Origin of the sequence: Sphingobium sp. TKS (assembly GCF_001563265.1) — a bacterium.
Taxonomy (GTDB): domain Bacteria; phylum Pseudomonadota; class Alphaproteobacteria; order Sphingomonadales; family Sphingomonadaceae; genus Sphingobium.
On sequence record NZ_CP005083.1, the window covers coordinates 2,079,539 to 2,092,113 of the forward strand.

At 64.4% G+C, this 12,575-nt stretch carries 14 protein-coding genes and 1 pseudogene; 1 reads left to right on the forward strand and 14 read right to left on the reverse strand.

What is annotated here, in order from left to right; genetic code table 11:
* Positions 1 to 58: 58 nt before the first annotated feature.
* From K426_RS10310 to K426_RS10355, 10 genes are all read right to left on the reverse strand, one after another.
* On the reverse strand, positions 59 to 913 hold the full coding sequence (locus tag K426_RS10310) for a F0F1 ATP synthase subunit gamma (RefSeq protein WP_082748541.1): 855 nt from the start codon (positions 911 to 913) through the stop codon (positions 59 to 61).
* The gene (locus tag K426_RS10315) at positions 910 to 2,421 is read right to left on the reverse strand and encodes a F0F1 ATP synthase subunit alpha (RefSeq protein ID WP_066556567.1); all 1,512 of its coding nucleotides are present in this window, start codon (positions 2,419 to 2,421) and stop codon (positions 910 to 912) included. The genes K426_RS10310 and K426_RS10315 overlap by 4 nt, the downstream gene beginning before the upstream one ends.
* Positions 2,411 to 3,142: a F0F1 ATP synthase subunit B family protein gene (locus tag K426_RS10320; RefSeq protein ID WP_066556571.1), complete on the reverse strand. Its 732-nt coding sequence runs from the start codon at positions 3,140 to 3,142 to the stop codon at positions 2,411 to 2,413. The genes K426_RS10315 and K426_RS10320 overlap by 11 nt, the downstream gene beginning before the upstream one ends.
* 9 nt (positions 3,143 to 3,151) lie before the next feature.
* Entirely contained in the window at positions 3,152 to 3,400 is a 249-nt protein-coding gene (locus tag K426_RS10325; protein ID WP_066556573.1) for a F0F1 ATP synthase subunit C, read from the reverse strand.
* The gene (locus K426_RS10330) at positions 3,397 to 4,086 is read right to left on the reverse strand and encodes a F0F1 ATP synthase subunit A (protein ID WP_066556581.1); all 690 of its coding nucleotides are present in this window, start codon (positions 4,084 to 4,086) and stop codon (positions 3,397 to 3,399) included. Before K426_RS10330 ends, K426_RS10325 begins: the two co-directional genes overlap by 4 nt.
* Positions 4,083 to 4,361 (reverse strand): hypothetical protein, encoded by a 279-nt coding sequence (locus tag K426_RS10335; protein WP_145907256.1) that lies wholly within the window; start codon positions 4,359 to 4,361, stop codon positions 4,083 to 4,085. Before K426_RS10335 ends, K426_RS10330 begins: the two co-directional genes overlap by 4 nt.
* Entirely contained in the window at positions 4,358 to 4,636 is a 279-nt protein-coding gene (locus K426_RS10340; RefSeq protein ID WP_066556585.1) for an AtpZ/AtpI family protein, read from the reverse strand. Before K426_RS10340 ends, K426_RS10335 begins: the two co-directional genes overlap by 4 nt.
* Positions 4,633 to 5,058, reverse strand: coding sequence for an ATP synthase F0F1 subunit epsilon (locus tag K426_RS10345; protein WP_066556589.1), 426 nt, complete (start codon positions 5,056 to 5,058; stop codon positions 4,633 to 4,635). Before K426_RS10345 ends, K426_RS10340 begins: the two co-directional genes overlap by 4 nt.
* Positions 5,055 to 6,512, reverse strand: coding sequence for a F0F1 ATP synthase subunit beta (atpD, locus tag K426_RS10350; RefSeq protein WP_082748543.1), 1,458 nt, complete (start codon positions 6,510 to 6,512; stop codon positions 5,055 to 5,057). Before atpD ends, K426_RS10345 begins: the two co-directional genes overlap by 4 nt.
* A gap of 349 nt (positions 6,513 to 6,861) precedes the next feature.
* Positions 6,862 to 7,566, reverse strand: a complete 705-nt coding sequence (locus K426_RS10355; protein ID WP_082748545.1) for a TorF family putative porin — start codon at positions 7,564 to 7,566, stop codon at positions 6,862 to 6,864.
* An 88-nt stretch (positions 7,567 to 7,654) separates the two neighbouring features.
* On the opposite strand from K426_RS10355, the gene K426_RS10365 reads away from it, so the two are divergent.
* Positions 7,655 to 8,802, forward strand: a protein-coding gene (locus K426_RS10365) for an IS3 family transposase (RefSeq protein WP_145907259.1) whose coding sequence is annotated in 2 segments (ribosomal slippage) — positions 7,655 to 7,916 and positions 7,916 to 8,802 — 1,149 coding nt in all. Because the reading frame shifts where the segments join, the coding sequence is not laid out codon by codon here.
* Between the two features lie 262 nt (positions 8,803 to 9,064).
* On the opposite strand, the pseudogene K426_RS10370 reads toward K426_RS10365, so the two are convergent.
* The 4 genes and pseudogenes from K426_RS10370 to K426_RS10385 form a co-directional block, all read right to left on the reverse strand.
* Positions 9,065 to 9,259, reverse strand: a pseudogene (locus K426_RS10370) (transposase domain-containing protein); the annotation flags it as partial.
* A 107-nt stretch (positions 9,260 to 9,366) separates the two neighbouring features.
* Positions 9,367 to 10,374, reverse strand: coding sequence for a tyrosine-type recombinase/integrase (locus tag K426_RS10375; RefSeq protein WP_066556614.1), 1,008 nt, complete (start codon positions 10,372 to 10,374; stop codon positions 9,367 to 9,369).
* A complete protein-coding gene (locus K426_RS10380; RefSeq protein ID WP_197672780.1) occupies positions 10,367 to 11,323 on the reverse strand; it encodes a tyrosine-type recombinase/integrase in 957 nt (318 codons plus the stop codon). Before K426_RS10380 ends, K426_RS10375 begins: the two co-directional genes overlap by 8 nt.
* Positions 11,323 to 12,564 (reverse strand): tyrosine-type recombinase/integrase, encoded by a 1,242-nt coding sequence (locus tag K426_RS10385; protein WP_053085704.1) that lies wholly within the window; start codon positions 12,562 to 12,564, stop codon positions 11,323 to 11,325. The genes K426_RS10380 and K426_RS10385 overlap by 1 nt, the downstream gene beginning before the upstream one ends.
* Between the last annotated feature and the right edge of the window lie 11 nt (positions 12,565 to 12,575).

The following is a 12,575-nucleotide window of genomic DNA, read 5'->3' on the forward strand; positions in this document are numbered from 1 at the left end:
CGGCCAAAAGCAAGATCAGGGCAATCGGCGAGGTCGGTGTGCGGCTTTCGAATCGTCCTCAACGGAAACCCGCCGCGAGTTCCACCACTTCCTCTGTGATCGCGTCCTGACGGCCTTGGCGAAAGACAGCAGCGAGCACATCGCTCGTCTTTGCGATATTCTCGCTGACCGACATCATCGCGCGAAGACGCGCCTCGCTCTCGGCGGCGAACGCCAGCATGAGCGCTTCGCAAAGCTCGGCGAATACATATTCCTCGGCCAGCATCGCCACCAACCGATCCGCGGGCATCGTCACAAGCGGCGGAATCGCGCGCGGATGCGAGGAAAAGCGGGCATAGTCGAACGGAATCAGCGTCTTCGCGCGGAAAGGCTGTAACGCGGAGGCGCCATCGGGCGAGGCATGGAGCAGCGTCACGCTGCCGACTCCACCGTGTGCCAGCAGCGCATAGAGAGTCTGGGCAATATGGTTGGCCGTGTCGGCGACCTCGCGGACGTGCAGCGGCATGGTGGTCGTCCAGGCGGGTTTGAGGCCCTGCGCTTCCGCCAGCATCCGTCCGCGGCTGCCGGCGAGCATCAGCGTCGCGGGAGGTCCGTCGGCGGACTGCCGCAAATGGGCAAGCGCGGCCTGGATCGCGCGGTCGCTGTAGGCGCCGGCGAAGCCCTGCTCGCCCGCCAGGAGAATCAATATATCGCCTTCCGCCTTGCCGTTCCGCGGCGCGGCGCTGCCGTGCGCGAGCGCAAGCGCTTCGCCGATGGCGCTGCCCATCGTCGCGGCATAGGCGCGTATCGCCTCCAGCCGGCTTTCCGCCTCACGCTGCCGGGCAGCGGCAATTCCGCGCATCGCCGTCGCGACGGCTCCGAGCTGGCGAACGGTCTCCATGCGCCGTGTGATTGCGGCCAGGCGGTCCATCATGGCCGGATCGTCTCGGCGATCAGATCGCGGAGCACGGCAAGGAGGGCTGCGTGAGCGGCATCGTCCAGTTCACCGCGCTGGATGAGCTTTGCGACCACATCGCCCGCATCGGCATCCAGCCGCGCGGACAGCCTATCACGGATCGCGTCAATGTCGGCCACCGGCACGGGGTCGAGCAGCCCTGCGGCGAGCCCGGCCAGGAGCGCCACCATGTCGGCCGTTTTGAGCGCTCTCAGACGCGGCTGGGCGAGCAGCGCGCGGATGCGCTCGCCGCGCAGGATGCGCCCCTTCAGCCGCTCGTCGGACAGGCCGCCGAAGCGGGTGAACATCTCCAGCTCCTGGAACTGGGCATAGTCGAGCCGGATACGTCCCGACGCCTTGCGTAGCGCCGGATTCTGCGCCTTGCCGCCGACGCGGCTGACACTGAGCCCGACATCCACCGCCGGGCGCTGGCCGGCCGCGAACAGGTGACGGTCCAGAACGATCTGTCCATCGGTGATCGAGATCAGGTTCGTCGGGATATAGCCGGAGAGGTTGCCCGCATCTGTCTCGGCGATCGGAAGTGCGGTCAGCGTACCGCCGCCCAAGGCGGGGGACAGCCGTGCGGCGCGTTCGAGCAGGCGGGCGTGGAGATAGAAGATATCCCCCGGATAGGCCTCGCGACCCGGCGGCTCGCGGGTGAGCAGCGAAAGCTCACGGTGGGTGGCCGCGTGCTTGGTGAGGTCGTCGAGCACGATCAGCACATGCTGGCCCTTGTCGCGGAAATATTCGCCCATGGCGAAACCAGCGAAGGGGGCAATCCATTGCATGCCCGCGGTCGAAGAAGCCGAAGCGATGAGAAAGATCGTGCGCTCGGGAGCGCCGTGCGCCCGTATGTCCTCGATCACGCGCTCGACCGCCATGCTCCGCTGGCCGATCGCCACATAGACGCAGATCATGTCGGCGCGGCGCTGGTTGACCATCGCGTCGACCGCGATGGATGTTTTCCCGGTGGCGCGGTCGCCGATGATGAGTTCGCGCTGGCCGCGGCCGATGGGAAACAGAGTGTCGACCACGACCAAGCCGGTCTCGACCGGCTCGCTGACGAGGTCGCGCTCGATGATGCGCGGTGCGTCGCGCTCGATCGGATGCATCGCCTCGGCCGTGATCGCCGGCCCGTCATCGAGCGGACGGCCGAGCGGGTCCACGATCCGCCCTAGCAGCGCTTCTCCGACCGGCACGCGGACAACCTCGCCGGTGCCCGCGACGCGCGAGCCCGCTTCGATTTTCTGACCCTCGTCGAGCAGCACCACGTTCACGCCGTCGGTTTCCAGGCTGAGCGCGAAACCATAGCGGTCCCCTTCGAAGCGCAGCAATTCGTCGAGCCGGGCCTCGGGCAGCCCCGAGACGTAGGCGATATTGTCGCCCGTGCGCTCGACACGGCCGAGCGACATCGCCTCGGGACCGATCGCCGCCCCGGCGATGCGGCCGCGCTCACGCTCGAGCCAGGCATTCTCGTCAATCGCCATCGCGACCGAGCTCCGCCGTGATGTGGTCAAGGTCGGCGCGCAGGCTGTTGCGTACGACGGCGTGCGCGCCTTCCAGCTCGATCCCGGCGATGAGCGCGGCGTCGACCACGATCTCCGGCTCGGCCGGCGCGCCAAGCTTTTCCGCCAGCAGGACGCGAAGTGCGCGGATATCGGTTTCATCCGGCGGCGCGGCGACGCGGGCGCATGGCTGCTCGGCAAGGCCGGCCTTTGCTTGCGGCGAAAGCGCATCGATGGCCTTGCCCAGCGAGGGCAGGAACGGGGCGATCCGCAACGCTTCCGGCAGATGCGCAAGCACGCGGCCAGCGATGATAATGGCAAGTTGGGAGGCGCGGGACTGGGCTCGACGCTCCACGTCGGTGCGCATCCTTTCGATCTCTGCGACGGCGGCGGCACGTAGCCTGGCGGCCTCGTCATGGGCCGCCGTGACGAGGCGTTCGCGCTCTCCGGCAGCGGCGTCAGTCGCCGCCTTGAGCTGCGCGGCGCGGCTGGCGGCCATCTCGGCTTCCGCCGCCGCCGCCGCGTCGCGATCCTGCTCTGCCGATGCTCTCAGGGCTTCGGCCTCGGCGCCAATCCGCTCGGCGGCGGCTTGGCGCTCCGCAATCATCGCGGCGACCGGCTTGAACAGGAAACGGGACAGCAGCCAGATCAGGACGATCGCGTTGATCGCCTGCAGCCCCAGCGTCCACCAGTCGATCCGCACCGCCTGCGCTCAGCCGGCGAAAGGGTTTGCGAACAGCAGCAGCAGCGCCACGACGAGGCAGTAGATCGCCATCGTCTCGATCATCGCAAGGCCGACGAACAGCGTGCGCGACAGCGTGCCCGCCATTTCGGGTTGGCGCGCGATCGCGTCCATCGCCGCGGCGACGGCGCGTCCTTCGGCGAGCGCCGGCCCGATCGCACCGAAGGAGACGGCGAGTGCCGCGGCAAATATACTGGCGATGTGTGCCCAGTTGGTCATGGCGTCGTTTCCGTAGCTGCTTGAGGGGAGGGCGCGATGGCGGCGCCGATGAACACCATGGTCAGCACCGCAAAGATATAGGCCTGGATGGCGCCGGTCAGCAGATCGAGCGCCATCAGCGGGATGGGCACCAACAAACCCGCGAGGCTCAACAGGATGCCGATGATGAACACGCCGCTCATCACATTGCCGAACAGGCGCACGATCATCGAGAAGGTGCGCGTGATCTGTTCCAACAGCGTGAGCGGCGCCATGAACCAGCTCGGCTCGGCGAAGCTCTTGAGGTAACCGAGCGCTCCGCGCGTGCGCACGCCGTGGAAGATCATCGCTGCGAATACGATGCCGGCAAGCGCCGCGTCGGTTTCAAGATGGGCCGTGGGCGGCTCGACGCCAGGGAGGAGCGACGACCAGTTGGCCGTCAGGATGAACAGGAAGATGGCGCCCACGAGCCCGCGATAAGGCGCGGGATCGGCCTGCATCGTATCGCGGATCTGGCTGTCGATCGTCGCGACGGTCAGCTCGAGGGCGGCCTGCGTCTTGCCCGGAACGATCCGCAGCCGCCGAGTGAAGAGCGCCGATCCGCCCACGAGAAGCAGCATGATCGCCCAGGTGACGAGCACGGGCGCGGTGATCGCCACCGGACCCAGGTGAAAAAGCGGATGGAGGGTGAGCGGCGATTCTCTCATAGTCCACCGCTCTTTCTCGCCTGGCGTCGCATCATCAGCGCACGCACGGCCACGAGCGCGACGGCGGCCGAGATCAGGTCCACAGCCCCGAGCCTGGCGAGCAGGACCAGCACCAATGCGAGCAGCGCAAACCGTAGCGCCTGCAACCCGGCTGCCGCACCCACACGCCCCTCGGTGATCCAGCGCACGCTTGGCGACAGGGTATGGAGATGCGCAAAGCCGATCATGACACCGGCCATTGCGCCGAACGCGGCGTGCTGGATGGTGGCGATCATGGCCGCCGCATCCATCGCCACGCCATCCAGAAGCCGAGTGCCGCGCCCAGCATCAGCAGAGCGGCGGTGATCTCGATGCCAGTATGCAAGCGCTTGTCGAGTAGACGACCGACCAGCGCGCCGCCGAGCGCCGGCAGCACGATCATCCAGCCGAGCACACCGATCTGTCCGAGCCGCGCCGCGAGCGAAGGTTCGGGATGACGAGCCGCCTGTTCGGCGCGGCGGCGGGCTTCGCGCGCCGCCGCGGCCAGCGGGTCCGGTCGCTCGCGGTTCATGCGTAGCTGTCCCCATCCGCCGAAGGCGCCTTCAGGTGCGCGACGAGGCTGCGCACCGCCTGTGCATGTAGGCGAGTGGCGGCCACGCGTTCATGCTTCGCCGTCTCGAGTTCCCGCTCGCGGGCGGCGCCGATCTCCTGCTCGAGCGTGTCCAGGCGTTCGCCCCGCAGCGCCTGGCGCGCCGACACGCGCACGTCGGAACCCCCGTCGACGACGAGCAACGCGCCTTCGACCGCACAATAGCCGTGCGTTCCATCCGGCTCGCGCCAGCGCAGGATGGTGCGCCGCATCATCGTCAGCAGGTCCGCGTGACCGGCCATCACGCCGAAGCTCCCTGAATCGTCGTCCGCACGCACGACGGCCACCGGGAGCCGATCGACGACCACTTCCCCCGGTGTCGCGATGGTGAGGTGGAGCGTCATGAGGCGGGCCCTTCGGATGCGTCATGCCGCGCCTCGCCGATGGCGCCGATCATATAGAGCGACTCCTCGCTCCACCCATCGCAGTCGCCGGACAGAATGCGCCCGCACCCCGTGATCGTGTCTTTGAGCGCCACCGAGCGCCCGGGCACGCCGGTGAACGCCTCGGTGACCGAGAAGGGTTGCGTGAGGAAACGCATGAGCCGGCGCGCCCGACCGACGATGCGGCGATCTTCCGCGCCGAGTTCCTCGACCCCCAACAGCGAGATCACGTCCTGCAGCTCGCGATAATGTTCGATCGTGCGGCGGACCTCGCGGGCCGTTCGGGCATGGTCCTCACCCACGATCAGCGGATCGAGCAGCACCGAGGTCGAACCGATCGGGTCGACCGCCGGATACATGCCCTCCGCTGCCATCGACCGGGAGAGCAGCACGGTGCTGTCGACATGGGCGGCGATCGCAGTGACGGCGGGATCGGTGAAGTCGTCAGCGGGAACATAGACCGCCTCGATCGCGGTGACCGCCGCATCGCCCACCGAGGCGATCCGCTCCTGGAGCGCCGCGACCTCGCTGGCCAGCGTGGGCTGATAGCCAACGCGCGACGGGAGTCGCCCGAGCAGCCCGGACACTTCCGAGCCCGCCTGGACGAAGCGAAAGACATTGTCCATCAGGAGCAGCACGTCGCGATGCTGTTCGTCGCGGAAATATTCGGCGATGGTGAGTGCCGTCATCGGCACGCGCCAGCGCGCGCCCGGCGGCTCGTTCATCTGGCCGTAGACGAGGACCGCGCGATCGAGCACGCCCGACGCACGCATGTCGAGCAGCAGTTCATGTCCCTCGCGCGATCGCTCGCCGATGCCGGCGAAGACCGACAGGCCGTGATAGGTTTCCGCCATCGCGTGGATCAATTCCATTACCAGCACGGTCTTGCCGACGCCGGCGCCGCCGAACATGGCCGCCTTCCCGCCCCGGCTCAACGGTGCGAGCAGGTCGATAACCTTGATGCCGGTGGCGAAAATGTCGGCGGAGCCAACCTGACTCGAAAGCGGCGGGGCAGGCCGATGGATCGGACGGCGCGGCACATCGCCGGTAAGTGCGGGTCCGTCGTCGCCGGGTCGGCCGACGACGTCGATCAGCCGGCCCAGGACTGCGTCTCCGACCGGCACCTCGAGCGGTCCGCCGGCCCGACGAGCCACGCCGCCACGACGCAGTCCGGATGTCGAGGTAAGCGCCACGGCGCGTACCGTGTGACGGTCCAGGTGTGCCTGCACCTCGGCGGCGATCGGCGTGCCCGGCTCATTGAACAATAGCAGAGCATCTTCCACCAAGGGCAGCGAACCGGACGGAAAGGTGACGTCAACAACCGCACCCCGCACCGCGCTCACGCGCCCCGCTGGAAAGGGTGTGATTTTGCCGCCGTCGCCGGGTTGCGGCCTGGGAAGCACAGCTGTCGGCATCGTTCGGGCAACCTCCGTCCCCGATCTGCCGCTTGAGCGCGCGCCCGCCTATCGGGGATGGTACTTAACCGATCGGGACCCATGCCAAGCTTGCGGGCAAGAAGGGCAGGGTGGAGCGCGTGATCCGCGCGATCGGCCAGCACTCTTAGAGATGCCGCTGACTCGGTGTCCTACGGGCACCCGGTCGCCATGGCAAGGTATTGAATTTACGGCGGTATTTGCTTTAAGCTGGCCACGCATACCATCAGACATGCCCTCTGTCCAGTGAGATTGCATGGGCCTGAATGACGCTTGTTGAGCGTAGCATGGGCCGTTTCTGTTTGAGGCAGATTTGAGCCACGCAATCCAATTAGAAGCGAACTTTCATTGCCCCTACAAGGCTCCCGGCAGCGTTCCTTCCGGCATATCGTTGATAGTCGGAGTCGACATAGCTCAATGAAGCTTCCAGCTTTCCCTTCGTATATCGCAAGCCAACACTCCAATCTTGCTTGTCGTCATACATACCCTCTTCCCAGCCATAGTGTAGGCGGAGAACGAGCCGGTTAGGCGCGAGCGGAAGAGTGACCGTTTCCGACAAGTAGACATTTGTGCGGGGAGCGTTCCCTTGGCGAGGCGCGAGAGCAATAAGCGTATCAAAGGTAGCTGCGCCAACCATCCTCGTAAGCGATGCTTCTATGTCGTAGGTGTTGACACTATCGCCGCCTGGATAAACAAAGCCATAGGCTAGGATAGTGATTTGCGTTTCTCCGATGGAACTGCGGAATCCGCTATAAAAATCGAGTTCGATATTGGAACCATGATAGTCGGCTATCGACGACGCCCAAACGCCCACCACAAGTCCGTCGCCGCTCGCCATTTCGACGTTCGCCTGTATCGCTGGCCCGCGCTCTGATGCGCTGATCCCACGAAACCTGTAGTCCGAAACTATAGCCAATTCTGTGACGATGGATGGGCTATCCCGTGCAAGTGCGGGGTCGCACGCTGACGCGCACGCAGGCAAGAACAGTAAGATACGAAGCCCCCATATGACCTGACGGGCCGGTGGCTTCGCCACGGCTCAAGGCCAAGCATAAAGCGATACGTGAGCTGCTGCCGGTTCCGTGGACACCGAGATAAGGTGTTTTTGGGACCGGAGGGTGTGGATGCAACGACGGAAGTTCAGCCGGGAGTTCAAGCTCGAGGCGGTGAAGCTGGTGCGGGAGCGCGGGGTGTCGGTGGCGCAGGCGGCGCGCGATCTGGACGTCCACGAGAACGTGCTGCGTAAATGGGTTCGCGACCATCAAGCCGATCCGGGATCGGCATTTCCCGGGCACGGCGTGATGAAGCCCGAGCAGCAGGAGATTGAGCGGCTGCGCCGCGAGTTGGCCCGGATGAAGGCGGAGCGCGACATCCTAAAAAAAGCGGCGGCCTACTTCGCGAAGGACTCGATATGAGGTTCGCCTTCGTCGCGAAGCACCGAGGGATCTGGCCAGTGTCTTGGATCTGCGAAGCGCTCGGTGTTTCGCGCAGCGGCTTTCACGCCTGGTTGGTCCGAGCGCCCAGCGCCCGTGCCCGCAGCGATGAAGAGTTCGGCGCCAAGGTCCGCGCCAGCTTCATCTCCAGCTATCGGACGTACGGTGCGCGCCGGATCTGGCACGACCTTCTGGCCGAAGGCCTTTCATGCGGCCTGCATCGCATCGAGCGGCTGATGCGTGTTCACGGCCTGAAGGCTCGTCCCCGGCGCCGCGGGCTGCCGAAGGATGACGGCCTGCGGTCCGTGATCGCCGACAACCTGCTCGATCGCCAGTTCACGGCCGAGGCGCCCAACCAGAAGTGGATCGCCGACTTCACCTACATCTGGACCGCCGAGGGATGGCTGTACGTCGCCGTCGTTATCGACCTGTTCTCCAGGCGCGTGGTCGGCTGGTCGATGAGCGACACCATGACCGCCCAGCTCGTGACCGACGCGTTGATGATGGCGATCTGGCGCCGCGCAAAGCCCGACGCCCTGCTGCACCACTCGGATCAGGGCAGCCAATATACGAGCGAGAAGTTCCAGCGGCTGATGGCCGACAATGGCGTGGCCTGTTCCATGAGCCGGTCGGGCAACGTCTGGGACAACGCGGCGATGGAGAGCTTCTTCTCCTCGCTGAAGACCGAGCGGATCGGGCGTAAAACCTACCGCACGCGCAATCACGCGAAGGCAGACGTGTTCGATTACATCGAGCGCTTCTACAATCCGACGCGCCGGCACTCGACCCTGGGCTATCTCAGCCCCATGGACTTCGAGCGGCAAGCGCAGCTAGCTTAACCTCGCGTCCATCGAACCGGCAGCAGCTCAACGATCTCGACGACCGCGACGGGGCGACCAGCGCGAGCGACATGACCGATGATAGAATAACTTGGGTTCTCTCCTGCACGGTGAATGAAGCGGGTTAGTGAGACATTGAGCCGATCACCCGGCTGCACTGCAACAGGAGCCATAGCTAAGAATACGGGAGCCCATGACGATCCGCGCCAGGAGCAGATAACATGCTCTTCATCAACGTGGAGTTCTATCGTAAGCGGTGTTTTCAGGCCACGGCGGTCCAAGGCATGAGTTCGCCGACGCTGTTGGCATGATGCCCATCGGCAAGTCTGGTGAGGGTTCTGGTCAGCCATTCGTGCGGGTTGATCTCATTGAGCTTGCAGCACTCGATGAGCGTGGCGATCACCGCCCAGTTGTCGCCGCCCTCATCGGAGCCGGCGAACAGGGCATTCTTGCGATTATGGAAAGGTATGCATAATCGCAATTATGCGAAGCGCCGGATTATGCGCAGGTGCCGACGGCGGGTCCAGTTGTTGCACCAGACCCGCCGCCACAAACTTCACATAATCACAACGACTGCAGGAAGCTCATCAGATTGTCGGAGGCTCGGAAGCGCCCTGGCGCGGCGGCGCTTGGTTGCAGCTTCATCAGAGCCTGTTCCTTCATCGCGAGATCGGCTTCGACGTACATATGCGTCGTTGCCGTATCCTCATGACCGAGCCACAGGGCGATGACGGTGATATCGACGCCCGATTGAAGCAGGTGCATCGCCGTTGTGTGTCGAACCGTATGGGGTGTGACCGGGCGGTCAAGGAGCCCCGGATTCTTGCGACCTGCAGTCGCAACGGCAAGGTTCAAGCGCTGGGTGACGTTCGAGCGGGTCATGCGGCCGCCACTTCGGTTCGGAAACAAGATACTATCCCCCGAGGGATCGCCGATCTGGCGGCGCCAGGACCTGATCAGCGCGGCAGTTGGGCGCCAGAGCGGCACGCTGCGTTCTTTGCGGCCCTTGCCACGCAGATGCGCGGCGGGCTGCCCTTCAAGGACAACGTCCCGGCACCGCATGCCGATCATCTCGGAAACGCGGGCGCCCGTGTTGTACATCATGCTGAACAAGGCGCGGTCGCGTTGTCCGGCCCAGCTAAGCCGGTCAGGTGCTTCGAGAATGGCGCTGATCTCGGGCCGTGACAAAAACCCGACCATTGATCGATCGAACCGCTTGAGCGGGATCGCCAGCGCCCGTTCGATCGTCGCCAGCGACGCAAGGTCGTGATGCGATGCATATTTAAGGAACGTCCTGATCGCGGCGAGACGTGCGTTGCGGCTTCGAACGCTGTTGCCTCGATCCTTCTCGAGATGGTCCAGGAAGGCGAGCAACAACGGCGCGTCGAGATCGGGCAAAGTGATGGCGGTGGGCGTTCGACGGAGTGCTGCCGCCGCGTAGTTGAGGAGCAGGCGCAAGGTATCCCGGTATGCCGCTACGGTCTGAGCGCTGACCGCACGCTGCTCGCCGAGATGATCCAGAAAGAAGCGCTGGACGAGCGTCGGCAATGTCGGGGGAGTAAGCTCAGCCATGAGCTGCCTCCCCGAAAGCGAAGTCTTCAAAGCGGTTGCCTGCGGTGGCCATCAAATCCGGGATGCCGGTCAAATACCAATAGGTGTCCGATACCTTTGCATGGCCAACATAAGTCGAGAGCGCCGCGATCGCATTGTCGATATCGGCACCTTCGGCTTGCCACCGTTGGATGCGTCTGCAGATGAACGTGTGCCTGAGGTCATGGATACGAACGTCGCGATAGGCACCCCGGGCAACGATGCCCGCTTCGTTGCGCAACTTCTGGAAGGTCCAATGTACTGCGCGCTTTTTTAGCGACCGTGATGGGGTCGAGACGAAAAATGCGTCCTCAGCCACGCGCGGTAGAAAACGATCCCGCATGCCAAGATAATCGGCGAGTGCGACGGCGACGGTGGCGTGGAAAGGCACATGCCGCGATTTGTTGAACTTCGTCATCCGGACCGTCAGACATCGACTTCCGAGGTCCACATCAGCGCAGCGCAGCTTGATCGCTTCGGAAACGCGCAAGCCGGTTGCGGCGATCAATCCGTAAAAGGCCTCGAACGCCGCGGGTCGAAGCCCGCCTTCCGGATCGAGACGGCGTGCCGCTGCGAGCAACGCCAAGATCTCGTCTTCCGTGTAGATATGGGGCGTGGCCCGGCGATGGGACTTGCCGAATATCTGAGTCTGCGGGAACTCCGTGGCCGGATCTTCCCGCAGAAGGTAGGCGGCGAAGGGCCGAAGTGTATCGAGCCGGCGAGCCCACGCCCTCGGCTCGCGGCTGCGAGCATGCCCCTTCGCCCACTCGATCGCGAGGTCCGATGTGAGAGAACTCCGATGGCCAGAGCCGTCGAAGAATCTGGCGAACGAACGAAGCTGGCTGGCGTTCGGCCCGGCGCCAAGAAATCCCAGCGTCGTACGTTCAGCAAGATAGGCCTCTACCTGCGCTGTCATGGTGATCGTCATCATCACGCCCTCCCTGGCCAGGGCATGGCCACGACCGACAGGCGGCGAAGATCGATCTTGGTATAGATCTTCGACGTGTCCAGGCTACGGTGACGCAAGACATCGGCGATGTGCTTCATGGGCGTGCCGTCGGCGAGCAGGCGGCTCGCGATGCTGTGACGAAGAACGTGGGGATCAGTTCGATCCAATCCGCATCGTATGAAAGCTGCGATCACCGCATGCTTGGCGACGCCTGCCCTGATCGGGACGTCATACGGCGCGACATGGCGAACGAAGATCGCACGGTTGCTGGTCTTCGGTCGCTCATGGCGCAAATAGTCTGCGATGGCGTCGCCGGTGGCAGCCGGCAATGGAAGGCTGTCGGTGAAATGCGTCTTGGTCCTCGCTATGCGAATGATCCCGTTGCGCCAGTCGACGTCGTCGAGGCGAAGTTTTACGACCTCGGAACATCGGAGCCCGAGATCGGTGACGCATCTGACCATCGCGTAGGCGCGCCGCCGTGAGGGCAGATCATCGTCGAATGACGCGAGAACCGCGTCAATCTGAGTTGGCGACAACACGTCGGGCAACTCCGCCAGGCGCCAATGCGCGGCCCGAGGAATCGCTTGCAAGAGCCGACCGACATCATCGCCCAACATCTTGCGAAACTTGAAATAACAACCGACTGTGCCGCCAGCGACACGCACGGCGCCAGCACTCCAACAACGGCCTTCACCGAGGACAAAACGCCGGACGACTGCCGGGTCGAGCTTCTCAGGATCAATCTCGCCATCACCGAACCGCTCGAGGAGCAGCTGGCGAATGATATGGATCCGCTGCCGCCGCGTCGTGTCCGCCAGACCACCGACATCGCGCATGTAACGATCGAATGCTGCCAGTTCACCGTCGAGCCGGCCCCTCTGTTCGATCGCCGGAATCCGCCTTTGGGCACGAAGCACGTGCAGAAGGTGCCGGATAGCGACGCGCAACTCGTGGCGCAGCTTGCGAACCGGGTAAGGGCAATCGCAAGATGGCACATGGGTATCCAGGAATCGTCGTTGCGCCGCCTCATCGATCAGCGCGATGTCCAAGCCTTCCTCGGTCGCCCACTTCCCGAAATGCGCGACGCAAGCAAAATATACTCGCACTGTGTTCGGATGATATCGGCCCGCTCGAAGATAGGAGACATACTCCTCCTCCACGGACGCAAAGACACTGTTCGCCAGCCAGCGACGCGGTCCCGGCTGCAATAGATCAGACTTCATGAAAGGCTCCT